This is a genomic window from Actinophytocola sp. (genome assembly GCF_036378875.1).
Taxonomy (GTDB): Bacteria; Actinomycetota; Actinomycetes; order Mycobacteriales; family Pseudonocardiaceae; genus Actinophytocola.
Genome location: NZ_DASUVO010000153.1, coordinates 47364 through 72869, shown reverse-complemented (window position 1 = coordinate 72869; position 25506 = coordinate 47364). Strand labels below are relative to the sequence as shown.

The following is a 25506-nucleotide window of genomic DNA, read 5'->3' as shown; positions in this document are numbered from 1 at the left end:
GGAGCGGGCGGCACGGTCCTTTGCCGTCCCCTCGTGTGGAGTTTCTCGTGAAGATTGGTCTCGGCCTGCCCGTCTCCGACCCGGTCGCACTGCTCGACTGGGCTCGTCGCGCCGACGCCGGCCCGTTCAGCACTCTGGGCCTGCTCGACCGGCTCGTCTACGACAACCCCGAGCCGCTGGTCACGCTCGCCGTGGTCGCCGGCGCCACCACCCGCGTCCGCGTGCAGACCGAGGTGCTGCTGGCCCCGCTGCGTGAGCCCGCGCTGCTGGCCAAGCAGGCCGCGACGCTGGACCGCATGTCGGGTGGCCGATTCGTGCTCGGCCTCGGCGTCGGCGGCCGCGTCGACGACCACCTCGCCACCGGCATCGACATCCGCACCCGTGGCCGGCGCCTGGACACGCAGATGGCGATCATGCGGCGGGTATGGGCGGGCGAGCCCTACGGCGACGAGGTCGGCCCCATCGGTCCCGCACCCGCCCGGCCAGGTGGTCCCGAGGTCCTGTTCGGCGGGTTCCAGCCCGCCGCGCTTGCCCGGGTCGCTCGTTTCGGTGACGGGTTCCTCGCCGCCGCCCCGCCAGCCTGGGTCGGCGGATTGATCGACACCGTCCGCACGGCGTGGGCCGAGCACGGCCGTGACGGCTCACCTCGCATCGTCACCCAGGCCAACGTCGCGCTCGGACCCGAGCACGTGATCGACGAGGCACGGACCGCCATGGCCGCCTACTACGCGTTCACCGACCGGGCGGACTACATGGTCGAGGGGATGCTCACCACTCGCGGTCAGATCCGCGAGGTCACCGCACGGTTCGGGGATCTCGGCGCGGACGAGGTCATGCTCTACTGCCACGGCCGCGACCCGGACCAGGTCAACCGGCTCGCTGACCTCGTCGGCTGACCAGTTCGAACCCGGTGATCCCGGCCAGGTACAGGACGGTGGCGGCCACGATCAGGGTCACCGACTCGCCGTTGGCCGGGATCACGGTCGCCGCGATGGCGACCGCAAGCGCTTGCGTGATGTTGAACAGCATGTCGTAGAGCGCGAACACCCGGCCGCGGGCCTCGTCGCCGATGTCGCGTTGCACGGCCGCGTCGACGCACAGCTTCACGACCTGGCCGGTGTAGGCGATGAGGAACGCGGCGAGCAGCGTGGTCGGCAGCAGCATCGGCAGGCCGAGGCCGAACTGGGTGAGCGCCGCGCCACCGAGCGCGAGGAACAAGGTGCGCTTGCGACCAAACCTCGTGACCAGCCGCGCGGTGGTGAGGCCTGCGATGAAGATGCCGAGGCCGCCGGCGCCGAGCACCACGCCGAGACCGGGTAGGCCGGCCTTGATCGGCCCCCAGTCCTCGAAGCTGTTCCGCATCAGGATCACGGTCAGCAGCAGCGAGATGCCGAACGACGCCCGGTGAGCGAGCAACGCGCAGAACCCGGCGGCCACGCTCGGTGTGTGAGCGGCGACGCGGCCGCCGTCGAACAGGCCGTGCGCCACGGCCGCGACGGCGGTGGCCGGCTCGACGACCTGGTCCGGGCCGAGCGCACCACGGGCGAACCGGCCGGCCAGCCACGCGGCCAGCAGAGATCCGACGACCGCGACGGCCGTGGTCAACCCGGAGCCCGCGTCGTCCTCGCCGAAAACGGCACGCAGGCCAACCGCACACACCCCGCCGAAGACGGACACCACGGCACCGAGGGTCACCGACAGCGCGTTGGCCTCGACGAGGTTGAGCACCGGCACGACGTGCGGCAGCGAGGCCGACAACCCGGCCCCGACGAACCGGCTGATGCCGATCACGATCAGTGCCAGAAGTAACAGAGGGAACCCGTCGACCCCGCTCGCAACGCACACGGCGGCCAACGCGATGCACGCCCCCCGCGCCAGATTGGCCGCGACGAGCACACGGCGGCGGTCCCAACGGTCCAGCAGCGCGCCGGCGAACGGCCCAACGGCGGAGTACGGCAACAGGAGTACGACGAAGCCGACCGCGATCTCGGACGGCGTCACCGCCCGCTCGGGGTTGAACACCACGGCGCCGGCGAGCCCGGTCTGGAAGAGACCGTCACCCCACTGTGAGGAGAAACGGCTGAACAGCAGCCTGCGGAACCCGCCGATGGCCAGTAATCGGCGAGCCCCGATCCGGATGTGGTGTGGATCGGGAACCGTCTGCGGAGATCTCTCCGCCGTCTCACTCACGGAGGACCAGCCTACGGCGGATGGCGTAAAGACCCCGAGGGGCGGGTCGGCCAGGACCCACGATCAGGGAACGCACGCCCAGGACACGCCGGGTGACGCGACGCGGTTCACCGAGCCGAGGTTTCAGAAGACACGGAAGCGAGCCGGTCCGCGTTGTCCGCGGACACAGCTCGCCCCGAGTGCGGTGGACACCCAGGTCGCCTCACGGCGGTTGGCGCAACGTGGCTCCAGCCGAACGGTATTCCACGAGGGCAATTCTGGTTGAGCCCGGGGGACACAATGGTGTCCAGCCACCTGCAGCAACGAGCGGGTTCTCGCCGTTGTTCCCGAAGAACCGAAGTGCTGCTGGATTCCCGGTCGGCGGATGGGATCATGTGACCGTGCGATCCGACGCTCCCGACGCGGCTGTCGAGCCGGGCACGCTGCTCGTGGCGGCACCCAGCCTGACCGACGCCAACTTCCGCCGCACGGTCGTGTTCGTCATCGACCACCGGGGCGAGGGCACGTTAGGCGTCGTCCTCAACCGACCCAGCGAGGTACCGGTCGACGACGTGCTGCCCAACTGGGGTCCGCACGTGACCAATCCCGGGTCGGTGTTCGTTGGCGGGCCGGTGGACCAGAAGACCGCACTGTGCCTGGCCGCGATGCGCACGGGTGAGGAGGCGGCGGGAGTGAAGGGCCTGATCGGGGTACGTGGCCCGGTCGCGCTCGTCGACCTCGACGCCGATCCCGAGGTGTTGGTGCCGAAGTTCCGCGGCCTGCGGGTGTTCGCCGGCTACGCGGGCTGGGACGTCGGCCAGGTCGCGGGTGAGATCGAACGCGGCGACTGGATCGTGGTCCCCGCACTGCCCAGCGACGTGCTCGCGCCGGCCGAACACGATCTCTGGGGTCGGGTCCTGCGGCGCCAGGGAATGCCGCTGGCGCTACTCGCCACCCACCCCGGCGACGTGCGTACCAACTGACTCCTTCTTCAGCGCGGCGAGGTCACAGCCGCCGCACTGGCAGCCCTTGCAACCGGCCGGCAGCTCCGGCTCGGGTGCCGGCACGGCCTCGGCCGCCCGGTGTCCGAGCACGCCCCCGGCCGCCGCGATGACCAGCATCCCGGCCAGTGCGATCACTGCCGCCACGATCGTGGCGGCCCCGGTCAGGAGGAGCGACACCCCACCGCCGACGACGCCCACCCAGCCACCGACCGCGATGGGCAGGCCGGCGACCTTGTTGCCGACCCGGAAGGTCTCGTCGTCCCGGAGCGTGGCCGGCGTGCGGACGCCGCCGAACCGGTTCCGTGGCAGCCGCTCGAGGAAGCCGAGGAGGCCGAGCACGGCCAGCACGAGTCCGATCACCAGTGGCACGAGCGCGACGAAGAACACGACGTCGATGGTAGGTGGTGACCTCCAGGACACCAGCCGGCCACCCTCGTGGGGTGTGCTGCACGCCATGCGAACCCGTGTGCTTGCCAGTTCGATCGCGGCCGCGCTCGTCGCCGGCCTCGTCATCTCGCCGGTCGCGGCCGCCGCGCCAGGCGTGCGGCTGCTCGGTGAGCGGATCATCCCGCCCGGCACGTTCGAGGGCACCACGGTCGGCGGCCTGTCAGGCATCGACCGCGACCCCCGAACCGGCGGTTACGTGCTCATCAGCGACGACCGCTCCACCCTGCAGCCGGCACGCTTCTACACAGCGACCATCGACGTGAACGCCCGCGGCCTCGGTGAGGTCAAGCTCACCGGCACCGACCCGTTCTTACGTGCCGACGGCACCACCTACCCGACCGGCACCGTCGACCCGGAGGACATCCGCGTCGACCCATGGACCGGTGACTACCTGTGGAGCCAGGAAGGTGACCGGGTCGTCCAGCCGGACCGCCAGGTGCTGATCGATCCGTCGATCCAGTTCGCCAAGCGGGACGGCAGCCATGTCCGAACACTGCCGCTGCCGCCGGTCGAGCGGATGAGCGCGGAGAACCGAGGGCCACGACAGAACCAGGCACTGGAGGCGTTGACGTTCGCCGGCGGCGGTTCACTCGTGGTGAGCGCCATGGAAGGGGCGTTGCTCCAGGACGGTCCGGAGGCGACGCCGGCGAACGGCACGTTGTCCAGGATCACCGTGCAGACCAGGTCCGGGCGGGTGCTGGCGCAGTACGCCTACCCGCAGGAGCCGGTGTTCACCCAGCCCAACCCGCCCGGCTCGTTCTCGAACAACGGGGTCACGGCGATCCTCGCGTCGGGCCATGGCCGCTTCCTGCTGCTGGAGCGCTCGTTCGTCACAGGCGTCGGCAACAAGGTGCGGCTGTTCGAGATCGACGTGCGGGGCGCGGCGAACGTCGCCGGCCTCGACTCGCTCGCCGGCCGGGACGTGCGTCCGGTACGCAAGAAGCTGGTCGCCGACCTGGCCGACTTCGACCTGTCGACCGTGGACAACATCGAGGGCATGACCTGGGGCCCGACGCTGCGTACCGGTGAGCGCACGCTCGTGCTGGTCAGTGACAACAACTTCGCCGCGAGCCAGGTGAGCCAGGTGGTCGCGCTCGCGCTCCGGTAGAGCGGCGGAAAGGGGCTTGGCGTCCGGCGCTAGACTTGCTATATGAGCGCCGGACGCCTGCTCCTTAGCCGGCCGCGCTGACCGGACCGACCCGGAGGTCAGTGCGGCGAACCCCTCATGCCTGCCGGCAGAGGGGTTTTTTGTGTTCGGAGCAGAGCAACCAGGGAAGGACCCACGATGAGTGACGAGGCCACCGACGCAACGCCCGCTCACCGCTACACCGCCGCGCTGGCCAACTCCATCGAGGCGCGCTGGCAGGAGCGCTGGGCCGAGCGGGGCACCTTCGAGGCGCCCAACCCCGCCGGCCCGCTGAAGGGTGACGTGCCCGCGGACAAGCTGTTCGTGCAGGACATGTTCCCGTACCCGTCCGGCGCGGGCCTGCACGTCGGTCACCCGCTGGGCTTCATCGGCACGGACGTGTTCGCCCGCTACCACCGTATGACCGGGCGGAACGTGCTGCACACCATGGGCTTCGACGCGTTCGGCCTGCCGGCGGAGCAGTACGCGGTGCGGACCGGGCAGCACCCACGCAAGACGACCGAGGAGAACATCAGCCGCTACCTGCACCAGATCCGCAGGCTGGGGCTGGGGCACGACGAGCGGCGCCGCGTCAGCACGACCGACCTGTCCTTCTACCGCTGGACGCAGTGGATCTTCCTGCAGATCTTCAACTCCTGGTACGACGAGGAGCAGGACAAGGCCCGGCCGATCAGCGAGCTGGAGGCCGAGTACGCGCAGGACAAGCGCCGCACGCCGGACGGGCGTGGCTGGTGTGAGCTGACCCGCGTCGAGCAGCGGAAGATCATCGACTCGCACCGCCTGGTGTACCTGTCCGAGGCGCCGGTCAACTGGTGCCCTGGCCTGGGCACGGTCGTGGCCAACGAGGAGGTCACCGCCGACGGGCGCAGTGAGCGGGGCAACTTCCCCGTGTTCCGCAAGAACCTGCGTCAGTGGATGATGCGGATCACCGCGTACGCCGACCGTCTGGTCGACGACCTGGACCTGCTGGAGTGGTCCGACCAGGTCAAGACCATGCAGCGCAACTGGATCGGCCGCTCGTCCGGCGCGCACATCCGGTTCCCGGTCGACGGTGACGCGATCGAGGTCTTCACCACCCGCCCGGACACCGTGTTCGGCGCGACCTACATGGTCCTGGCGCCCGAGCACCACCTGGTCGACCGGGTCGTGCCCGACGCGTGGCCCGCGGACGTCGACGAGCGGTGGACCGGCGGACACGCCACACCCAAGGACGCCATCGCCGCCTACCGGCAGGCCGCGTCCCGCAAGTCCGAACTGGACCGCCAGGAGAACAAGGAGAAGACCGGCGTCTTCGTCGGCGTGTACGCGACGAACCCGGTCAACGACACCAAGATCCCGGTGTTCATCGCCGACTACGTGCTGATGGGCTACGGCACCGGCGCGATCATGGCGGTGCCCGGCCAGGACCAGCGGGACTGGGACTTCGCGACGGTGTTCGGGCTGCCGATCATCCGGACCGTCCAGCCAACCGAGGGCTTCGACGGCGAGGCGTTCACCGGCGAGGGTCCGGCGATCAACTCGGGCTTCCTGGACGGGATGAACGTCGACGAGGCCAAGAAGGGGATCATCGCGTGGCTGGAGCAGCACGGCCACGGCGAGGGCAAGCTGCAGTACAAGCTGCGTGACTGGCTGTTCGCGCGGCAGCGGTACTGGGGCGAGCCGTTCCCGATCGTGTTCGACGAGGACGGTCTGCCGCACGCGATCCCCGAGCGCATGCTGCCGGTCGAACTGCCCGAGGTCGACGACTACTCGCCGACCACCTTCGACCCGGACGACGCCGACTCGGAGCCCTCGCCGCCACTGGCCAAAGCCACCGAGTGGCTCGACGTCGAGCTGGACCTGGGCGACGGGGTCAAGAAGTACCGCCGCGACGCCAACGTCATGCCGCAGTGGGCGGGTTCCAGCTGGTACCAGCTGCGGTACGTGGACCCGACCAACGAAGAGCACATCTGCGAGCCGGAGAACGAGAAGTACTGGCTGGGCCCGCGCCCGGAGATCCACGGCCCGAACGACCCGGGCGGCGTCGACCTGTACATCGGCGGGATCGAGCACGCCGTGCTGCACCTGCTGTACGCGAGGTTCTGGCAGAAGGTGCTGTACGACCTGGGTCATGTGTCGGGCAAGGAGCCGTACCGCCGGCTGTTCAACCAGGGCTACATCCAGGCCTACGCCTACACGGACGCCCGCGGCGTGTACGTGCCGGCCGAGGAGGTCGTCGAGCGGGACGGCAAGTTCTACTGGGAGGACCAGGAGGTCCGCCAGGAGTACGGCAAGATGGGCAAGAGCCTGAAGAACGTCGTCACGCCGGACGAGATGTGCGAGCAGTACGGCGCCGACACGTTCCGGTTCTACGAGATGGCCATGGGCCCGATGGACGTGTCGCGACCGTGGGCGACCAAGGACGTCGTCGGCGCGCAGCGGTTCCTGCAACGCATGTGGCGCAACGTGGTCGACGAGGAGTCCGGCAACGTCAACGTCAGCGACGAGGAGCCCGACGAGGCGACGCTGCGCGCACTGCACAAGGCGATCGCGGGTGTGCACGCCGACTACGCGAACATGCGTTTCAACACGGCGGGCGCGAAGCTGATCGAGCTGAACAACCACGTGACCAAGACCTACGGCAACAACCCGGCGCCGCGGTCGGTGGTGGAGCCCATGGTGCTGATGCTGGCGCCGCTGTGCCCGCACGTCGCCGAGGAGATGTGGACCCGGCTGGGCCGCGACGAGTCCCTGGCACACGGCCCGTTCCCGGTCGCGGACGAGACGTACCTGGTCGAGGACACCGTCGAGTACCCGATCCAGGTCAACGGCAAGGTCCGCAGCCGAATCACGGTCGCCGCGTCGGCCACGCAGGACGAGGTGAAGGCCACCGCGCTGGCCGACGAGAAGGTGGCCGCGCTGGTCACGGGCGAGCCGAAGAAGGTGATCGTGGTCCCTGGCCGCCTGGTCAACGTGGTGGTCTAGACACCCGGACATGGGACCGCGCCGCTGGCATCGATCGCTCGGGGGGCTACGCGACCGATGCCAGCGGCGCGCGCGAACATTGTGGCACCTTGTTGGCCGACTGCTAACTAATCGTTAGCACTTGCGCACGAAATGCCCATTGTCGTGTTCGGATGATCGCGAAGAGTGTTCACAACGCGGTGAGACCCTCGCGAAGGGCGCCGATGATCACCGCTGCCGAATGGGGCGGCAGGATGAACATCGCCCTCCCCACGATCTGGCTGGCGAGCTGGATCTCACCCGTCTCCGGCACCCGAACCAGGCCGACCTGGCATCGCGCCGCCCGCGGTCTCCCGCTGTCGTACTGCACGATGTCGACGACTCGGACCGAAATCCACTCAGGGCCCCCAGCTGACATACCGGTGTAACGACGGACATCGCGATCGATGACGTCACATGGCCGCACGAGCTGCGATGAACGCCTCGACCGCCTGCTCGACGTCGGCCGTGGAGTGCGCCGCGGACATCTGGGTGCGGATGCGGGCCTTGCCGTGCGGCACCACCGGGTACGAGAAGCCGATCACGTAGATGCCCTGTTCCAGCAGCAGGTCCGCCATCCGCCCGGCCTTGGCCGCGTCGCCGATCATCACCGGGATGATCGGGTGCTCGCCCGGCAGGAGATCGAAGCCGGCGTCCGTCATCCGTGACCGGAACAGAGCCGTGTTCTCCCGCAACCGCGTCAGCAGCTCACCGGACGACGACAGCAGTTCCAGCCCGGCCAGCGCCGCGCCCACGATGGACGGGGCGACCGAGTTCGAGAACAGGTACGGCCGCGACCGCTGCCGCAGCATCTCGACGATCTCCGCACGACCGGACGTGTAGCCGCCGCTCGCCCCGCCCAGGGCCTTGCCGAGCGTGCCCGTGACCACGTCCACCCGGTCGGTCACGCCGAACAGCTCCGGGGTGCCGCGGCCGGTCGGACCGACGAAGCCGACCGCGTGCGAATCGTCGACCATCACCAGCGCGTCGTAGCGGTCCGCGAGTGCGCAGATCTCGTCCAGCGGCGCGAGGTAGCCGTCCATCGAGAACACGCCGTCGGTGGCGATCAGGCGGTACCGAGCGCCTTCGGCCTCCTTCAGCCGCTGTTCCAGGTCGGCCATGTCCCGGTTCTTGTACCGCAGCCGCTTCGCCTTGCACAGCCGGATGCCGTCGATCACCGACGCGTGGTTGAGCTCGTCGGAGATCACCGCGTCCTCGGGGCCGAGCAGTGTCTCGAACAGGCCGGCGTTCGCGTCGAAGCACGAGCCGTACAGGATCGTGTCCTCGGTGCCGAGGAAGCTCGACAGCGCGGCCTCCAGCTCCTTGTGCTGTTCCTGCGTGCCACAGATGAACCGCACCGAGGACATGCCGAAGCCCCACCGGTCCAACGCGTCCTTCGCCGCCTCGACAAGCACGGGGTGGTCTGAGAGCCCGAGGTAGTTGTTGGCGCAGAAGTTCAGGACCGCGGCACCTGTACCGACCCGCACCGACGCGTTCTGCGGTGTGGAGAGGACCCGTTCGGCCTTGTACAGCCCCGCTTCCCGGATCGTCACCAGCTCGTCGCGCAGGTTTTCCTTCATGGCGCCGAACATCAGCTCTCCGTCCAATCCATGATGACCTTGCCGCACCGGCCGTCCCGGGCGGTGGCGAACGCGGTGGCGTGCTCGGTGTAGGGGAACCGGTGGGTGATCACCGGGGAGATGTCCAGCCCCGCCTGCAGCAGAACCGACATCGCGTACCAGGTCTCGAACATCTCGCGGCCGTAGATCCCCTTGATCGTCAACATCTTCAGCACCACGTTCGACCAGTCGATGGGGATCTCCGACGCGGGCAGGCCGAGCATCGCGATCCGCCCGCCGTGCGTCATGTTCGCGATCATTTCGCGCAACGCCGACGGCTGCCCGGACATCTCCATGCCCACGTCGAAGCCCTCGGTCATGCGTAGCTCGTCGTACACGTCGTGGATCTTCGTGGTGGCCACGTTCAGCGCCAGGCTGACGCCCATCTTCCCGGCCAGATCCAGCCGAGGTTCGCTCACGTCGGTGATCACCACGTGCCGGGCGCCGGCGTGCCGCGCGACCGCCGCGGCCATCAACCCGATCGGCCCCGCCCCGGTGATCAGCACGTCCTCACCCAGCACCGGGAACGTCAGCGCGGTGTGCACGGCGTTGCCGAAGGGGTCGAAGATCGCGGCGACGTCGAGGTCCACCTCGTAGTTGTGGACCCACGCGTTCTGCTCGGGCAGCACGGCGTACTGCGCGAACGCGCCCGCCGTGTGCACACCGAGCCCGACCGTGTTGGCGCACAGATGTCGACGTCCGGCCCGACAGTTGCGGCAGATACCGCAGATCAGGTGCCCTTCGCCGCTGACGAGATCACCGACCTTGACCTTGGTGACCGCTGCCCCGACCTCGACGACCTCACCGACGAACTCGTGCCCGACGACCAGGGGCACCTTGATCGTGTTCGCGGCCCACTCGTCCCAGGACTCGATGTGCAGGTCGGTGCCGCAGATACCGGTCCGCAGCACCCGCAGCAACACGTCCCCGGGTCCCGGCGTGGGGTCGGGCACGTCGGTGAGCTCCAGCCCCGGTGCCCGGTCAGCCTTGACCAGAGCCTTCACGCCCGTCCTCCCGCCTGCTGATGTCTCATGCGCTCAGTCCGCCGCGCGAGTGATCTTCCACGGGGAACGGAACATCAGGTTGCCGATCCGCACGTAGCTCGGCCGGCGGATCACCAGGGAGCCGGCCGTGACCGAGCCGGACAGCACGAACCGCGGCCGTCCCGGGCCGTTGCCCACCTTGTCCTTGACCGAGCCCGCGGTCATGCGCACCGCGTCACTGACCACCGACGCCCGTTCCGGCAGGACGATCTTCACCGTGCCGCCGCCACAGTTCAGCTCGATCCGCACCTCGCTGTGGGCGATCGTGGCTTCGCTGAAGTCCAGCACGGTCGAGCCGAGCCGGTTGTAGACGACCAGCTGACGCGGCACCGTCCATTTCCCGTCGCGCTTGAGTGTGGCCATGGTGGCCCGCAGCTCAACTGGCTTCTCCCGCACCGGTGAGCTGGGATCGCTGTGGGTGAGCCCCGGCAGGTCGACGAGCACCGCGTTCAGGTCGCCACGGGTTTTCGCGGCAAGGGCGCGGTCGGTCCGTTCGGTGAACTCGTCCAGCGACAGCAGGCCGTGGCCGATGGCCTTCTGTAGCACGTTGACCACGTGCGAGCGCTCGGCGTCCGAGACACGGAAGTCGCGAGGATCCAGCTGTTTCTCCCCGTTCACGCCCTTAACCGTAGGCCATTGAGTTGGTCGGCCAGTGCAGATCCTGGTGCCGGACCGATGCGCACGGTGTCCGCGTTGACGGTCGTGACCATGTACCGACCAGCGGCGGTGTCGACGTAGCACAACGGCTGTGGGCGGTGGCTCGAGTACAACTCACCAGCGCCGACCGTCGGCAGCCTGAGCAACTCCTGAACCTGCCGTATCTCCGGGCGCGCGCGATGGGCGACGACACCACCTTCCGCGCGCTGCCGTCCGTGCCTGTCAGTGGCCCGCAGCTCGGAGAGCGAGACGACGACCGGCGCGCCGGACGCGGGTCGGGTCTGAGGGAGTTCGGCGATCAGCCGCTCGACCAGCCGACGGGACTGGGCGCCACTCAGCTCGATCATGCCGTCCTGCCGACGGACCGCCAGAATGCCTTCGCGCCCGGCGCCGGCCGCCAGCACCGCCGTGGTCGTGCCGTCGTGGGTGAACCAGCCGTAGTAGGCGACATCCTGCCGACACAACAGGGCGAGCGACACGGCCACTTCGCGGTCGAGACGGCCATCCCTGCCGCGCCAGCCGAGCTTGGTGAGCTGCGCGGTCACGTCGTTGGTCGCCGGTGCCGTGTCCCGCCACACCGGGGCCGAGGCCAGGGTGGGATGAAGCTCGCCGAACCTTTCCCGCTCAACGAGGGCGGCCAGGGCGGATGCGGGCAGCCGAACTGGTGCGGGCAGCACCACAGGATCCCCCAAAGCGTGTCAGTCGTCCTCGTACGCGTCGTCGCCAATGACCGGCGGAGCGGTGAGCAGCTCGTTGCCGAACAGGTCCTCGGGATCGCCACCCTCGAGGTAGGTGGGCGTCTTCCGTTCGGTGTCGTCCTCACCGCGGCCACGCCCGCCCCCCATGGGCATACCGCCGCCCATGCCGGCACCCGCACCCCGCGCTCCGGCCGGCCCGAACGTCGAGTTGGCACGCGCTGGATGTGGCTCGGCACCGACACCGGAAGCACCGCCGCGAGGCAACGCCCCACCAGCGGGCCCACCGCCACCCGGCCCACTGCCACGCGGTCCGAACTCACCAGGACCGCCACGGTTCAATCCTGGCGGATAGCCGCCACCCACCCCGACAGGCCCGAAACCGGCCACCGGCGCACCCCCGGTCGGCACCGGCCTGCCTTGCCCAAAGTCGGTGGACGGCAGCGGCGTGCCGACGGGCTGCTGACCGGGCGAGAACCCACCCGGGGTCGTCGTGCCGGCGGGCCCCACCTGTCCAGGGATTGGTGGCGGCGTGGTGACGTTCGGTCTGCCCGCGGGGCCGGTGTCGCCCGGCCCGGGTCCGCCGACAGGCCCAAAGTCTCGCGCCCCGCCGACGCTGCGATCGTCGGGTCCGGAGCTGGCACGCGTGTCGCGAAAGTCCTCGGAGTTGATCGTGTCTGGCTGGTCGAATGTGACTCCGGCCTGGTCATCAGCCAGCTCGCCATACTTCACGGGGAGATTGTCAGTGTTGTAGAGGCTCGCCCCGCTGTACACGTTCATGACGTCGACGTTGTGCTGGGCAGCGCCTTTGTATTCCTCGACGCGCTGCGCATACGGAATCCATTCCGCAGCCGACGCAGATCCCCACGCCGGCACTTCACCTGGCTCGGGCGGCATGGGCACGACACTGTTCTTCGCACGAGAGTACGAACCCGACTGCCGATCGGTCAGATCCTCGGAAATGCTGAAGTGGTGGCTCGCGATCTCGTGCTCGGTGAGCAGAGGTCCAGCACCCCGTCTGGCCTGGCCAGCGGCATTGCCTTGCCAGGCGGACTCCATCTCATCGACCAACTGCTGGATCTCACGGGCCCGATCCCGGTAACGGCCAGAAACACTCTTCACGATCGCCGCGCCGGCGGCCAACCCCTCGGGTCCCCCACCATTGTGGAAGTTGTCGTAGATTTCCCGCCCACTCATCTCGGCCATCAGTTGGCCTCCTTGACGGTGGCTATCGCCGCCGCGGCGACCTGCTTGGCCAGAGCGCAGGATCCTTCAGCGTCAAGCCGACTGGCGACGGTGGCATAGAACGCCAAGGTGTCTGAGACCCCAACGACGATTCCACAGTGTCCGGTCGCGCGGTTGTCGTTGGCATCGACGAATACCCCAGGATAATCCTCCACCATCGTGGGCTCGAAATACGCTTCCAGCTCACGCCCGCGGTAGGTGTCGGACAAGCCGCCTTCGTTGCCGAGGAGCCAGCTGACGGCAACGGACTGGGCAGCGCCAAACCAGCCACAGCCTGGACCAGGCTCGGTGTGAGGGCGGCCAGGTGGGTTCACGGTGAAGCTGCTCAGTTGGGCCGAGGTGAGAGATGTGCAAGGCTCGGCAAGAAATGCGCTGGCATCAAGCGGGACAGCGACCTTCGGTGCTTCGTTCTTCGTTGACGTCGGAGACGCTGAGCTAGTCGACTCGGCAGTGGATGTGCGAGGCGGCTCACTGCCTGGATCTGCCTGCGGGGTTCCGTTGGCGGTAGTGGTGCAACCCGCAATCGCTGCTATCGCGGCGAGTGCGGTGACGAGTCGTGTGGTTCGAGGTGTCATCGGTACTGGTCCGCGTTCCGCAGCGTGTCGGTGTTGGTCTCTTCGGTCGTGGCGTATTGTTCGCGAGTCGTTTGCAGCTTCTGGATAATGCGATCGGCGTAGTCGTACATAGCCGCGTTGTGCGCTTGGCCGTTGACCAGCGATTCGCGCGCAGCCTTGGCCTGGGCGAGGCTTGGCCCGTCGTCAGCCGGCGGCACGATGTATCGGATCGCGTCTCCGATGTATATCCCGTCGTCGCGGATGTCGTCGCGGATCTTGGTCCACTTGGTGATGATGTTGTCCAGGTGGGCTAGGTCCGTGAAGACGTAGTTGCCGCCCTGGCCGCCGCCTCCGCTGGCGCCGTATGGCATGTAGATCGACTTTTTTGGTGATTCGCCCTGTGGGTCTCGGCTGGGCACTTCCCCTCCCCTTGGTGCGTGTACACATATTTCGTGTTCACGCAGTTACGGAGAATACTCGTTGGAGGTCAGGGGAGGGCTGGATCGTGGGGATTCACCCGAACAGGGTGAATCAGGCTGTGGTGCCGTCCGCGTTGATGCGGGCGAAGCGGGTGTGCGGGACCAGTGCGGGTGGGATCACGACCGAGCCGTCCGGCTGCTGGTTCTGTTCCAGGATCGCCACCAGTGTGCGGCCGATCGGGAGGCCCGAGCCGTTGAGGGTGTTGGCGAAGCCGCGTTTGCCGTCCTTGGACTTGGTGCGGATGTTGGCGCGGCGGGCCTGGAAGGTGCCGAAGTCCGACACGCTCGAGATCTCTCGGTATCGCTGCTGGCCTGGCAGCCAGACCTCGATGTCGTAGGTGCGTTCGGCCGAGAAGCCGATGTCGCCGGCCGCGAGTTTCACCACCCGGTATGCCAGGCCCAGTTCTCGCAGGCACGCCTCCGCGTGGGACAGCAACACCTCGAACTCCGCGCTGGCCCGGTCCGGGGTGCAGAACCGCACGATCTCCACCTTCTGGAACTGGTGGACGCGGATCAGGCCTCGGGTGTCCTTGCCGTACGAGCCGGCCTCCGAGCGGAAGCACGGCGTGTTCGCCGTGTAAGCGAGCGGGAGGTCTTCCGCGGCAAGGGTTTCGTTCGCGTGCAGGTTGGTGAGTGGCACCTCGGCGGTCGGGATCAGGTACAGCTCACGGTCCGCCACGCCGGTGCGGAACAGGTCTGCCTCGAACTTCGGTAGCTGGCCGGTGCCGGTCATGGTCGGTCGGTTGACGATCACCGGCACGTTGAACTCGGTGTAGCCGTGGCGCTCGGTGTGCAGTTCGAGCAGGAACGCGGCGATCGCGCGCTCCAGCCGGGCACCCGCGCCTCGGGTCACGCTGAACCGAGGGCCGGACAGTTTGGTGGCCCTGGCGAAGTCGAAGATGCCGAGCTTCTCGCCGATCGTCACGTGGTCGGCCGGCTCGAAGTCGAGCTTCGGCGGCTCGCCCCACGCGCTGACCAGCTCCGCGTCCTCGTCGGTGTTGCCGTCCGGCAGGTCGTCGCTCGGCAGGTTCGGGATGCCCAGCAGGTACTCGTCCAGCTCAGCGGCCAGCTTGCGCTGCTGCTCCTCGAGGTCCTGGACGCGGGCCTTCAGCTCCTTCGCCCGCTCCCGTATCGCGGTCACGTCCTCGCCGCGCTTGGCGGACGCCCCGACCTCCTTGGCCAGCCGGTTGGACTCCGCGCGCGATTCGTCCGTCTGCCCGATCACCGTCGTGCGCCGGGAGAACAGGTCCTCCAGCGCGGGCAGGTCGAGCGTGAAGCCGCGGCGCGCCAGCTTGCGCACCGCGTCCGTGGCCGGGTCGAGCAGTACACGCGGGTCATGCATGGGGACCAGACTACTGAGCGGAGCTTGCGGAGCGATCGTCACTACTGAGCGGAGCTTGCGGAGCGATCGTTGCTATTGCGCGGGGCTTGCGGAGCGATCGTCACTACTGAGCGGAGCTTGCGGAGCGATCGTTGCTATTGCGCGGGGCTGTCCGTTTAGGCGTCGAGGCCGTGTTCGATGGCGTAGCGAGCGAGTTCGACCCGGTTGTGCAGCTGCAGTTTCCGCAGCGTGGACTGCACGTGGTTCTCCACGGTCCGGTGGGACAGCACGAGCTTGGTCGCGATCTGCCGTGCCGTCATGCCCTTCGCGACCAGCCGAAGGACGTCGGTCTCCCGGTCGGTCAGCCGCGGCAGGTCCTGCTTCGGTTCCGGGTCGGCCGCCATGCGTCGGTACTCGCCGAGCACCAGACCCGCGAGGCCCGGGGTGAACACCGCGTCCCCCGCCGCGGTCCTGGTCACCGCGTCCACCAGTTCCTCCACCGACGCGGACTTCAACAGGTAACCGGACGCGCCCGCCTTCACCGCCTCCAGCACGTCCGCGTGCTCACCGGACGCGGACAGCACCAGCACGCGGGTGTCCGGCAGATCGCTCGTGATCTGCCCGGTCGCGGTCACCCCGGACAGCGTGCCGAGGTTCAGATCCATCAGCACTACGTCAGGTCGCACGGTCCGTGCGATCCGCACCGCCGCTGCCGCGTCACTCGCCGTCGCCCGCACGTCGAAGCCCCGCTCCGACAGATCACGAGCCACCCCGTCCCGCCATATCGGATGGTCGTCCACCACCATCACCGAGATCATCGGTTCACCCGCAGCTCCCACTCGACGCCCTCTCCCGGTGCGGTTTCCAGGGTGATTGTGCCGCCGAGCTCGGCGAGCCGCCCCCGCAGCGACCTCGCGATGCCCATGCGTCCCTCGCGCTCCGCCTCGGCCATCCGGCCCGGCGCGATGCCCACGCCGTCGTCCCGAACGCTCACGACGATCTCCGAACCGAGGTCCTCGAGCAACACCCACGCCTTCGCTCCGTCGCCCGCGTGCCGCTCGACGTTCACGAGCGCCTCCCGCACCGCGGCCGCCAGCTCGGTCGCGACGACGGCCGGCACCAGCACCGGGGTGGCCGGCGCGGACACGGCGACCCGGTCGGTCTCCAGGACCTTCAGTCGCGCGCAGAGGTCCGCCATGCCGTCCTCGCTGGCCGCCGGCGCGCTGGACACCAGCGCTCGCAACGCCGTCTCCTGCTCGCCGGCCAGTATCGCGAGCTCCGCCGCCTCGCCACCCAGCTCGCCACCGCGCCTGCGCACGTGCGCGAGGACCTGCAGCACGCTGTCGTGGATGGACCGCGCCAGCCGCTCCCGCTCCGCGGTGGCCGCCTCGACGCGTAGCGCTTCGGCGAGCCGTGCCGCCGAGAGCCGCAACGACGTCGCCGCCAGGCCCAGCACGAAGCCGATGCCCACCAGCAGGAACATGTCGCGGGTCAGGTCGACGTCGAAGTAGCCGCGCACCCCGAAGTTGAACGCGGCGACGACACCGCCGAAGACGGCGCCGATCGTCGCGCCGGCACAGATCGCGCCGGCCGCCACAACACCGGTGACCCAGATGGTCGGGACCAGCGGCACCGCGTCGGCCCGCAGCCCGTCCGGTGTGAGGATCCAGCGGGAGGTCGTCATCACCGCACAGCAGAGGGCGAGGTCGACGACCGTGAAGGCGAGCAGGTTCGTCCCGTTCGGCCGCAGGTACCGGTAGGAGACGACCGCGGTCCACACGGTCATCACGCCGGCCATGGCGAGCGCGAAGTTCGGCCGCGCGTAGTCGGCCCAGTGGTGGTAGATGACACCGAGCGCGAACAGCAGGGTCAGGACCCGCAAGATCACCGCTGCCCGCCACAGCGGCAGCGTCGGGTCCTGTGCCTGCTTCGTGATCACGGTTCCCAGGTCGCCTTCGTGTCCTTGGGCTCCCCCTCGGGCGGGGGCTGCTCGTCCTGGCGCAGCACGTCCACGTCCTCCGGTTCGGTCACCTCGTCGTGGAGCAGCGACTTGACGCCGGCGTTCAGCACCGCGAGCAGCGGCACCGAAAGCAACGCGCCGGCGATGCCCGCCGCGATCAACCCGGCGGCGATCGCGAGCACCACGGCCAGCGGGTGCAGCCGCACCGCGCGGCCGAGCAGCCACGGCTGCAGCACGTGGCTCTCCAACTGCATCACACCGACCACGATCGCCAGCACGATCAGTGCGGCGATGAACCCGTTGGCCACCAGCGCGATCAGGACCGCGACAGTGCCGGCCAGCACGGCGCCGATGATCGGCACGAACGCGGACAGGAACACCAGCGCGGACAGCGGGATCACCAGCGGGACCCCCACGATCGCGAGCCCGACGCCAATGCCGACGGCGTCGACCAGCGCCACCGCGGCGGTCGCTCGCACGTAGCTGACCAGCGCGCCGAACCCGCGCCGCCCGGCGACGTCCACCTTGGTCCGCGCCCGCTCCGGCACGCCGCGCGTCACGAAGGTCCAGATGCCGGCGCCGTCGTACAGGAAGAAGATCAGCACGAACACGGTGAGCAGCAGCCCGGTGAGGATCTCGCCGATCGTGGTGGCGGTGGTGATCGCGCCCTGGGTGATCGCGGACTGGTTCTCCTTGATCGTGTCGATGATGTTGTTGACGAAGTCCGTGATCTGCTTCTGGTCGATGTGCAGCGGACCGTCGTTGAGCCACTTCTGGATCTGGTCTAGGGAGTCCGACACCTGTTGCTGCAGGTCGGGCAGGCCGTCGATGAACTGGATGATCACGAACGTCAGCAGCCCGCCGACGACCGCGATGCCGGCCACCATCACCAGCAGCGCCGACAGCCCGCGCGGCACGCCCCACCGCACGAGGCGTTCGACGCCCGGCGCCATCAACGCCGCGAGCAGCAACGCGATCGCGATCGGCACGACGAGGTGCGCGAAGTAGCCGGCGAGCCAGATCAGCACATAGAGCGCCGCGATGACCACGATGAACCGCCACGACATCGCGGCGCTGACGCGTAATCCGGTCGGCACCAACTCGGTCACGTCGGCCGGCGGATTCTTGCGGCGTCGCTTCTTCGGTGGGGGGTTCTCGGAGGTCACGAGAAGACGTTATCTAGCGACTCCGACATTCGGCAGCTGATCCGTCTCACAAGGTTCACACGATCGGGCGGATCGTCGGCTTCTGGCGTGCGAAGCGGGGCCCGAGAATGAAAGTGTCTCGCTGCACGGCCGGATGGGACCGAGTGTGATCAGTCGATCGCTCACCGTCCGTCCCCGTCCCCTACCCAGCGAGGATCAGTGACACAGGTGAAGAACGTCCTGCAGACCGCCGCGCTTTCGCGGCGTGTGGTCTGCCGTGCGTTGACGGTGGTGGGCGGCGCGGCCGCCGGCACCGCCCTTGCCTGGGCGCTGTCCTCCGCCTCCGCGTCGGCCGAAGTCCCGACGCTTGTCGGCGACGTGTCCGCCACGGTCCAGGAGATCACCTCCCCGGTCACCGAACCGGTCGACGCCGTGGCCCGGAACCTGCAGGAGCCGGCTCCGCCGGAGGCCTCGCTCGCGGATCTCCGCGATCAGGTCAGGGAGGCGTTCCACACCGAGACGCTCCCAGAGCTGCCGGCCTGCACGGTGTGCGCCGAGCCCCGGGACTACCTCACTGACAGCGTCAGCCGGTCCGACGTTCCGACCGCATCCGCGGTGCTGGTGCCAACTCCGTCGGCCACCGTCCCCAACGTGGTCGAGGCCGTCACCGTGCCCGTCACCGCCAAGGAGCGGGCGTTCACGGGCGGCATGAGCCGGCGTGCTGGGCCGGAGCTGAGCCAGCCGGCGCGGCCCGACGTGCCCGGCTGGCCGGCTCGACTGCCGATCACGCCCGCCGGCATCCCCACCGCCGGCAGCCAGGCCCCGACCGGCAACGTCACCGACTCGCAGCTGTTCGCGGCACTCCCGTGGCAGGACAGCGGTACCGATCTCGTCGCGCGGGGCATGGCCGCCGCGGCCGACGCGACTACCTCGGGGCGCCCCGGCGCCCAACCTGGTGTCGCTCCTGACTGATCCCTGACCGGCGCGTCCGTCAGAGCCCTGAGTTCTCGGCGGTCCTGCACCGTGTCAGCCCTTCTCGCGGTGCCGCGCCTTTCACCCTCGCGGGCCTCGCCCGCACTCCCAGATCCGGGTGGCCGACCGTCCCGGCGCGTCCTTCCGCGTCCGGCTACCCGCCCCAACCCTCAGAGGGACAACGAAAGGAGCAGCTGACAATGCAAACCTGGGCGAAGCGAGGTCTCCAGACCGCGCTAGTCACCGGTGGTTTGCTGATGCTGGGTACCGGCATCGCTTCTGCCGACGAGGACGTCAACCCCGACAAGCCCGCCTCCGAGCTTGACGGGTCGGTCAGCGTCCCCGTCCACATCGACAACAACGCGGTCGGCAACCACGTCGTGCCGGCCGTCCACAAGGACGTCACCCTTCGCACGTCCGACGTGACCGGCAAACTGCCGTCGAACAAGGCCACCGCGGCCGCCGACCCCGTGGTCAACACGGCCAAGCGGACCACCCTCGGCGCCGCCGCACCGGCCGTGGACCGGGCACGCGGCACGCTGTCATCATCCACAGAGGACGCACGCGACCAGGCGACCCCGCTCGCGGCCAAGACCAGGCCTGTCACCGACCGCCTCTCCGCCGTGCCGGGCGCCGACCGGTTCTCGCAGGTAACGGCCCTCGACAAGGTGGAGCTGCCCACCATCGCACGGGACGGCGAGACGGCCAGGGGCAACCAGGTCAACCTCGACCTCGTCATCCCGATCGAGATCACCGGCAACGCCGTCGCGGTCCTCAGCAACGCCTCGGCCACCAACAACTCCGCGCACAGCTACGGCCACGACCACGACGTGCACGGCAGCAGTGGCGGCGGAACCATCTCCGGCAACATCGTCGACGTCGACTGGGCGGCGCCCGTCCAGGTCACCAACAACGCGATCGCCGTGATGGGCAAGGCCTGCACGGACGGCACCAGCTCGCAGGACGCCTGGGCGACCGGCGACATCGTCGCCGACGGCTCGCAGAGCGTCCTCGGCGGCAACGTGGTCGCACCACAACTGGCCACCCCGGTCCAGGCCGACGGCAACGCGATCGCCGGTCTCGGCTACGCCGACGCGAAGTCCGAGTCGGACTCCTCCGCGACCTCCGGCGGGTACATCCTCACCTCCGGCGAGGACAGCGTCGGCGGCGGCAACGCCGTCCCGGTGCCCGTCGGCATGCCGGTGAAGGTCAACAACAACGCGTTGATGGGCCTCGGCAAAGCGAGGTCCGAGGGGAACTCGACCGCCGACGCGCACGCCGGCGCGACCCGCCCCGGCATGTACGGCGTGCCGACCTACACCGAGACCAGCGGCGCCTCGGCACTGCTGGGTGGCAACATCGTCGACACGTCGGGCTCCGGCCCGGTGCTGCTGTGCGGCAACGCCGGTGGTGTCGGTGGCGTCGCGGGCGCGACCTGCGACACGAAGAGCAAGGCCAACGCCGGTGGCACCAACCGCACCACCGGGGCCAACGGAATCGGGTCGGGTGCCATCGGCGCCCCGTCGGTCGCGCTGCCGGTCGACGGCTACGGCAACCCGGTCGTCGTGCTCGGCAGGGCCACGACGGACGCCAACAACACCGTGAACTCGTCGGCCGGCGGTGACTCCTACACCCGCGGCCACGAGGGTGTGCTGTCCGGCACCACGGCCACCGGCTCCGCGGCCGGCCCGCTCGAGCTGTTCGCGAACCCGATCGCAGGCGCCGGGCAGGCCTCGTCGACGGTGCACAACACCATGACCAACGACGCGGGCGGCCACTCCGGCACCACCGGCGACGACTCCGTCGGCGGCGGCAACATGGGCACCGTGCCGGTGGTCATGCCCGGGGAGATCTTCGGCAACACGGCGGCCGGCCTCGGTAGCACGGAGGCCACCGTCACCGAGGACAAGACGTCGGAGTCCGGCGGTGGCAGCAACACCGACGACGACAACGGCGTGCTGGCCTCCAACGTGGTCAACGCCCCGGCCGCGTCCGCGGCCCAGGTGTTCGGCAACGGTGCGGGCGCCGCAGGCGTCACCAAGACGACTGCCTCGACGGACGAAGAGGTCACCGCCGGCGGCCCGAGCAAGGCGACCGGCACCGCCGGTCTCGGCTCCGGCAACATCGGTCAGACCCCGATCTCGCAGCCGTTCCAGGTGTTCGGCTCCGGTGGCAGCGTGCTCGGCAAGGGCAGGCAGACGGCCATCAACAAGCTCGACTCGGAGTCCGGTGGCGACGCGACGAGCGACGGCACCCATGGACTCGCGGCCGGCAACGTCGTGTCCACCCCGGCCGGCGGCGCCGGGCAGGCGTGGGGCGAGTCCGTCGCGGTGCTCGGCATGAACCACGCGCTCGCCGGCTCGAAGACCGAGTCCGACGCCGGCGGCGACACCGACACCAGCGGTCAGGGTGGCACCGGATCCGGGAACGTGGTCAGCCCGCAGGCACTGCCTTTGGTACAGAGCTTCGCGGTAGCGGCGTCAGGACTGGGCGGGAACAACTCCTCCACGGCCACCAACCAGACCGACGCCGAGTCCGGCGGTGACATCGACACCAACGGAGACCGGGGCGTCCTGTCCGGGAACCTCGTGGACACCCCTGCCGGTGCGCAGGCGCAGCCGTTCGGCGACGCCGTCTCGGCGATCGGCAGCAGCTCGTACGCCCAAGGGTTGAGCGAGACCGAGGGTGAGGTCGGTGGCACGTCCGACACCAGTGGAGCCGGCGGCTCGCTGTCCGGCATCGACGCGACCACGCCAGTAGCCGCCAGGGCGCCGCTGTACAACGTGCCGATCGAGATCCTCGCGCAGGCGATCACCGAGTCGGCCAACTGGGACAGCCTGAAGGTCGGCGAGAGCAGCGAGCCCCAGTTCGACCTGGCGGCGAACAACGGCGGCATCGCGCCGACCGAGGTGCCCTCCTTCTCGCGTCAGGCCCGCACGATGCCGGCCGACCCGGTGCAGGGCGTGTTCTCCGGCATCCTGCCCGGGTTCGCCGGGGCCGTGCCGCAGGGCCCGGCCCGTGCCGAGGTGAACAACCCGGCCCCGAACCCGGCTGGCGATCTGCTCGGCGGCCACCTGTTCGGTGGGCTGCTCGGTGGCGGCGCTCCTGAGCTGCCGCAGACACCGGGCGCCCGCATGGACGCCCCGCAGGAGTACGCACCGGCGGCCGGCGACCTGGGTGACATGGTGGACGTCACGACGCTGGTCCCGGTCATCCCGGCCGCTCCGGTCAGTGCCGACCTCCCGGCACTGCAGCAGGCGCCGAGCCCGAGGGCCGCGCACGAGTCGTCGCTCGACTCGACCCGCGCCGCGCTCGCGAACCTCTTCACCGCTCACCCGGTCGCCTGATCGGGTAGCCGAGAAGGGTCCGGGAGCGCAGCCCGCTCCCGGACCCTTTTCCTGTCATTCCCAGTTGGCGAGCCACTTGGGTGCCGGCATCCCGATCGTGGTCGCGAGGTCCTGCGCGTCCCTTCGCATCCGGGCGAGCTCGTCCTTGGGGTCGGTGGCCCCCATGACGGAGCGCACCACGTCGGCGAGCGCGTGCGAGTCGTGTTCCTGCGCGGCGGCCCGAACCGACGCGGGCACGGACGAGTCGAACGACACCCCGAACCGCGACAGCCCGCCGCCGGCTCTCGCGCAGGCAGGACATCCGCAGTGGGTGACCTCGGTGCCCCTGAGGTCGACGCCCCGCTGCCAGTACAGCAGCTTCGGCACGAAGACCTGCGGGCTCCGCTTGGGCCGCACCCCGTCCTTGCGCTGAGCGACAGGCCCACCCAGATGCCGGGTCGAGGAGGACAACCCGATGGCGGCCACGTTCGCCCCGGCCGCGATGGCAGGGATGCCGATGGGCCCGGTCCGCAGGAGCTCGAGCCGGCGACCGGTCCGATTGCTCCACCGCAACAGCCGCTGCAACCCCTGCACCTTGTAGGAGGAGTCGACCGGATCGAACGGCGCGCCGAGCACGAGCGAGACATCCCGGTCGGCGGCCCGCAACTGCTCGGCGAGGACACCGCTGTGCTTGGACCCGAGCCACCCACCGTCGAGCACGAGGGACACCGACACGGGCACGGGATAGTCCCGGTGCAGTTCGGCCTGGAGCTCGTCGATCTGCCCGACCCGCAACCGTGGCCCGGCCGTCCGTACGACCGGCAACCCGAGCTCGGCCTGCGCGATCACCCAGTCGAAGACGGGCAGGTCGAGATCGAACCCCAACTGCCCCTCCACGACCGGCGCCTTGGCCCTGCCCCGCGCGAGATACACGGCTGGATCGAGATCGATCCCCCGCAGCTCCCCGGCCCGCGCGAGCCGCGTGGCGACGCCCAACCCGTGCAGCCCCTGGAGCGTCACCGCCCCGAACCGCTCCCGGTTGGCCACGACCTCGGCGGCACCACAGCGCCCGAGGTAAACCTGGACACGCCCAAGCGCCGAACGCGAGGGACGCCGGTCTGCCATGCCCCAACGGTATGCGAGAGCGTCAGGCCTGGGCCAGATCGGCGAAGCGGCTGTAGTGCAGCTGGTGAGCCACCGTGATCGTGGCGGTCGGGCCCGCGCGGTGCTTGGCCAGGATCAGGTCGGCCTCGCCGGCCCGGGGGTCGTCCCGTTCGAAGGCGTCCGGACGGTGGATCAGGATCACCATGTCGGCGTCCTGTTCGAGCGAGCCCGACTCGCGCAGGTCCGCGAGCATCGGGCGTTTGTCCGTGCGTTGTTCCGGGCCTCGGTTGAGCTGGCTGATCGCGATCACCGGCACCTCGAGTTCCTTGGCCAGCAGCTTCAGCTGCCGGGAGAACTCCGAGACTTCCTGCTGCCGGGACTCGACCCGCTTGCCGGACGACATCAGCTGCATGTAGTCGACGACGATCAACTTCAGGTCGTGCCGCTGCTTGAGCCGCCGGGCCTTCGCGCGGATCTCCATCATCGTCATGTTCGGGGAGTCGTCCACGAACAGCGGTGCCTCGCTGACCTCGCTCATGCGGCGGGCGAGCCTGGTCCAGTCGTCGTCGGTCATGCGGCCACCACGCATGTCCGCCAGGCGGATCTTGGCCTCCGCCGACAACATGCGCATGACGATCTCGGTGCGGCTCATCTCCAGAGAGAAGATCACGCTGGTCATGCGGTGGGTGATCGAACAGGACCGCGCGAAATCCAATCCCAGGGTTGACTTGCCGATACCGGGGCGCGCGGCAATGATGATCATTTGGCCTGGGTGTAGGCCGTTGGTCACCGCTTCGAAGTCGGCGAAACCAGTGGGGATGCCCAGGGACGTGCCGCCGCGGGAGGCGATCGCGTCGATTTCGTCCATCGTCGGCTGCAGGAGCTCTTCGAGGGCTACGTAGTCCTCGCTCATGCGGCGTTCGGTGACCTCGTAGATCGAGGACTGGGCGCGGTCGACGATCTCGTTGATGTCCGCGCCTTCGGCACCGGAGTAGCCGAGCTGCACGATGCGGGTACCGGCCTCGACCAGGCGGCGCAGAGTCGCCTTCTCCGCGACGATCTCGGCGTAGTAGCTGGCGTTCGCCGCGGTCGGGACGGTCGCGATCAGCGTGTGGAGGTACGGGGCGCCGCCCATCCTTCGTAGTTCGCCGCGGCGTTCCAGCTCGGCGGCCACGGTCACGGCGTCGGCCGGCTCGCCCCTGCTGTACAGGTCGAGGACGCAGTCGTACACCAGTTGGTGTGCCGGTCGGTAGAAGTCGCCGGGGCGCAGCACCTCGACGACGTCGGCGATCGCGTCCTTCGACAGCATCATGCCGCCGAGCACGCTCTGCTCCGCGGTCAGATCCTGCGGTGGCTGCCGGTCGTACCCGTTGCCGCCTTCCGCTGGCCCCGTCGCGGACGTCCGGTCATCGGTCAGAGCCACCGACGATGCCCCCTCATTGGCCGCCCCCTCATTGACTGCCCCCTCATTGACGCGGCCCCCTCAATCTCGAACACACGTTCGAACATCCACGATAAGCACTCGCGTTGGCGGCGGCAAGTCGCAGGCCGCCGAGCTGGAGCCGACACGCAGAGCAAGCGGACAGACGGAACCTAGATGGCGCGATTCCGGTCCGCAATCCCTCCTGTGGACAGAC

Annotated in this window: 22 protein-coding genes; 6 read left to right on the top strand and 16 right to left on the bottom strand. The window is 69.2% G+C overall.

Annotated features, from left to right (window positions below):
* Positions 1 to 47 precede the first annotated feature (47 nt).
* The gene (locus tag VF106_RS42785; RefSeq protein WP_330845765.1) at positions 48 to 896 is read left to right on the top strand and encodes an LLM class flavin-dependent oxidoreductase; all 849 of its coding nucleotides are present in this window, start codon (positions 48 to 50) and stop codon (positions 894 to 896) included.
* Here VF106_RS42785 and VF106_RS42780 read toward each other — a convergent pair.
* The gene (locus VF106_RS42780; RefSeq protein WP_414639190.1) at positions 868 to 2190 is read right to left on the bottom strand and encodes an MFS transporter; all 1323 of its coding nucleotides are present in this window, start codon (positions 2188 to 2190) and stop codon (positions 868 to 870) included. The genes VF106_RS42785 and VF106_RS42780 overlap by 29 nt on opposite strands.
* 380 nt (positions 2191 to 2570) lie before the next feature.
* Here VF106_RS42780 and VF106_RS42775 point away from each other — a divergent pair, with 380 nt between their 5' ends.
* Positions 2571 to 3152 carry a YqgE/AlgH family protein gene (locus VF106_RS42775; RefSeq protein WP_330845764.1) on the top strand — a complete coding sequence of 194 codons (582 nt, stop codon included), beginning with the start codon at positions 2571 to 2573 and terminating at the stop codon, positions 3150 to 3152.
* Here the strand turns inward: VF106_RS42775 and VF106_RS42770 are convergent.
* Complete coding sequence (locus tag VF106_RS42770; RefSeq protein WP_330845763.1) at positions 3114 to 3560, bottom strand: SdpI family protein; 447 nt, start codon at positions 3558 to 3560, stop codon at positions 3114 to 3116. The two genes, VF106_RS42775 and VF106_RS42770, sit on opposite strands and share 39 nt — an antisense overlap.
* 67 nt (positions 3561 to 3627) lie before the next feature.
* Between VF106_RS42770 and VF106_RS42765 the strand changes: the two genes are divergently transcribed.
* On the top strand, positions 3628 to 4728 hold the full coding sequence (locus VF106_RS42765) for an esterase-like activity of phytase family protein (protein WP_330845762.1): 1101 nt from the start codon (positions 3628 to 3630) through the stop codon (positions 4726 to 4728).
* A gap of 177 nt (positions 4729 to 4905) precedes the next feature.
* Positions 4906 to 7731 carry a leucine--tRNA ligase gene (gene leuS / locus VF106_RS42760; protein WP_330845761.1) on the top strand — a complete coding sequence of 942 codons (2826 nt, stop codon included), beginning with the start codon at positions 4906 to 4908 and terminating at the stop codon, positions 7729 to 7731.
* A 169-nt stretch (positions 7732 to 7900) separates the two neighbouring features.
* On the opposite strand, the gene VF106_RS42755 is transcribed toward leuS, so the two are convergent.
* The 12 genes from VF106_RS42755 to VF106_RS42700 form a co-directional block, all read right to left on the bottom strand.
* Positions 7901 to 8080, bottom strand: a complete 180-nt coding sequence (locus VF106_RS42755; RefSeq protein ID WP_330845760.1) for a hypothetical protein — start codon at positions 8078 to 8080, stop codon at positions 7901 to 7903.
* Positions 8081 to 8162: 82 nt separating this feature from the next.
* Positions 8163 to 9341: a glycine C-acetyltransferase gene (gene kbl / locus VF106_RS42750; RefSeq protein WP_330845759.1), complete on the bottom strand. Its 1179-nt coding sequence runs from the start codon at positions 9339 to 9341 to the stop codon at positions 8163 to 8165.
* Positions 9341 to 10372 (bottom strand): L-threonine 3-dehydrogenase, zinc-binding type, encoded by a 1032-nt coding sequence (tdh, locus tag VF106_RS42745; protein WP_330845758.1) that lies wholly within the window; start codon positions 10370 to 10372, stop codon positions 9341 to 9343. Before tdh ends, kbl begins: the two co-directional genes overlap by 1 nt.
* Positions 10373 to 10405: 33 nt before the next feature.
* Positions 10406 to 11029 carry a DUF1707 SHOCT-like domain-containing protein gene (locus VF106_RS42740; RefSeq protein ID WP_330845757.1) on the bottom strand — a complete coding sequence of 208 codons (624 nt, stop codon included), beginning with the start codon at positions 11027 to 11029 and terminating at the stop codon, positions 10406 to 10408.
* The gene (locus VF106_RS42735) at positions 11026 to 11745 is read right to left on the bottom strand and encodes an ESX secretion-associated protein EspG (RefSeq protein WP_330845756.1); all 720 of its coding nucleotides are present in this window, start codon (positions 11743 to 11745) and stop codon (positions 11026 to 11028) included. Before VF106_RS42735 ends, VF106_RS42740 begins: the two co-directional genes overlap by 4 nt.
* 21 nt (positions 11746 to 11766) lie before the next feature.
* Entirely contained in the window at positions 11767 to 12906 is a 1140-nt protein-coding gene (locus VF106_RS42730; protein ID WP_330845755.1) for a hypothetical protein, read from the bottom strand.
* A 62-nt stretch (positions 12907 to 12968) separates the two neighbouring features.
* Positions 12969 to 13583, bottom strand: coding sequence for a DUF3558 family protein (locus VF106_RS42725; protein ID WP_330845754.1), 615 nt, complete (start codon positions 13581 to 13583; stop codon positions 12969 to 12971).
* Positions 13580 to 13981: a PE domain-containing protein gene (locus VF106_RS42720; RefSeq protein ID WP_330845753.1), complete on the bottom strand. Its 402-nt coding sequence runs from the start codon at positions 13979 to 13981 to the stop codon at positions 13580 to 13582. Before VF106_RS42720 ends, VF106_RS42725 begins: the two co-directional genes overlap by 4 nt.
* Positions 13982 to 14093: 112 nt before the next feature.
* Positions 14094 to 15383, bottom strand: a complete 1290-nt coding sequence (gene serS / locus VF106_RS42715) for a serine--tRNA ligase (RefSeq protein WP_330845752.1) — start codon at positions 15381 to 15383, stop codon at positions 14094 to 14096.
* A gap of 155 nt (positions 15384 to 15538) precedes the next feature.
* Positions 15539 to 16180, bottom strand: a complete 642-nt coding sequence (locus VF106_RS42710; RefSeq protein ID WP_330845751.1) for a response regulator — start codon at positions 16178 to 16180, stop codon at positions 15539 to 15541.
* Positions 16177 to 17301 (bottom strand): MacS family sensor histidine kinase, encoded by a 1125-nt coding sequence (gene macS, locus VF106_RS42705; RefSeq protein WP_330845750.1) that lies wholly within the window; start codon positions 17299 to 17301, stop codon positions 16177 to 16179. Before macS ends, VF106_RS42710 begins: the two co-directional genes overlap by 4 nt.
* Entirely contained in the window at positions 17298 to 18389 is a 1092-nt protein-coding gene (locus VF106_RS42700) for an AI-2E family transporter (RefSeq protein ID WP_330845912.1), read from the bottom strand. The genes macS and VF106_RS42700 overlap by 4 nt, the downstream gene beginning before the upstream one ends.
* 297 nt (positions 18390 to 18686) lie before the next feature.
* Between VF106_RS42700 and VF106_RS42695 the strand changes: the two genes are divergently transcribed.
* Together VF106_RS42695 and VF106_RS42690 are read left to right on the top strand one after the other, a co-directional pair.
* Complete coding sequence (locus VF106_RS42695) at positions 18687 to 19439, top strand: hypothetical protein (RefSeq protein ID WP_330845749.1); 753 nt, start codon at positions 18687 to 18689, stop codon at positions 19437 to 19439.
* A gap of 200 nt (positions 19440 to 19639) precedes the next feature.
* A complete protein-coding gene (locus VF106_RS42690) occupies positions 19640 to 22786 on the top strand; it encodes a hypothetical protein (protein ID WP_330845748.1) in 3147 nt (1048 codons plus the stop codon).
* Positions 22787 to 22840: 54 nt separating this feature from the next.
* Here VF106_RS42690 and VF106_RS42685 read toward each other — a convergent pair whose 3' ends face one another.
* Both VF106_RS42685 and dnaB read right to left on the bottom strand, forming a co-directional pair.
* Positions 22841 to 23890, bottom strand: coding sequence for a hypothetical protein (locus VF106_RS42685; RefSeq protein WP_330845747.1), 1050 nt, complete (start codon positions 23888 to 23890; stop codon positions 22841 to 22843).
* Between the two features lie 22 nt (positions 23891 to 23912).
* On the bottom strand, positions 23913 to 25292 hold the full coding sequence (gene dnaB / locus VF106_RS42680) for a replicative DNA helicase (protein ID WP_330845746.1): 1380 nt from the start codon (positions 25290 to 25292) through the stop codon (positions 23913 to 23915).
* Between the last annotated feature and the right edge of the window lie 214 nt (positions 25293 to 25506).

Excerpts from the sequence above, each read along its gene's own strand:
- leuS (WP_330845761.1), top strand. The coding sequence starts at position 4,906 with ATGAGTGACGAGGCCACCGACGCAACGCCCGCTCACCGCTACACCGCC.
- VF106_RS42710 (WP_330845751.1), bottom strand. The coding sequence starts at position 16,180 with ATGATCTCGGTGATGGTGGTGGACGACCATCCGATATGGCGGGACGGG.
- VF106_RS42685 (WP_330845747.1), bottom strand. The coding sequence starts at position 23,890 with ATGGCAGACCGGCGTCCCTCGCGTTCGGCGCTTGGGCGTGTCCAGGTT.
- VF106_RS42765 (WP_330845762.1), top strand. The coding sequence starts at position 3,628 with ATGCGAACCCGTGTGCTTGCCAGTTCGATCGCGGCCGCGCTCGTCGCC.
- VF106_RS42725 (WP_330845754.1), bottom strand. The coding sequence starts at position 13,583 with ATGACACCTCGAACCACACGACTCGTCACCGCACTCGCCGCGATAGCA.
- VF106_RS42690 (WP_330845748.1), top strand. The coding sequence starts at position 19,640 with ATGCAAACCTGGGCGAAGCGAGGTCTCCAGACCGCGCTAGTCACCGGT.
- kbl (WP_330845759.1), bottom strand. The coding sequence starts at position 9,341 with ATGTTCGGCGCCATGAAGGAAAACCTGCGCGACGAGCTGGTGACGATC.
- VF106_RS42700 (WP_330845912.1), bottom strand. The coding sequence starts at position 18,389 with ATGTCGTGGCGGTTCATCGTGGTCATCGCGGCGCTCTATGTGCTGATC.
- serS (WP_330845752.1), bottom strand. The coding sequence starts at position 15,383 with ATGCATGACCCGCGTGTACTGCTCGACCCGGCCACGGACGCGGTGCGC.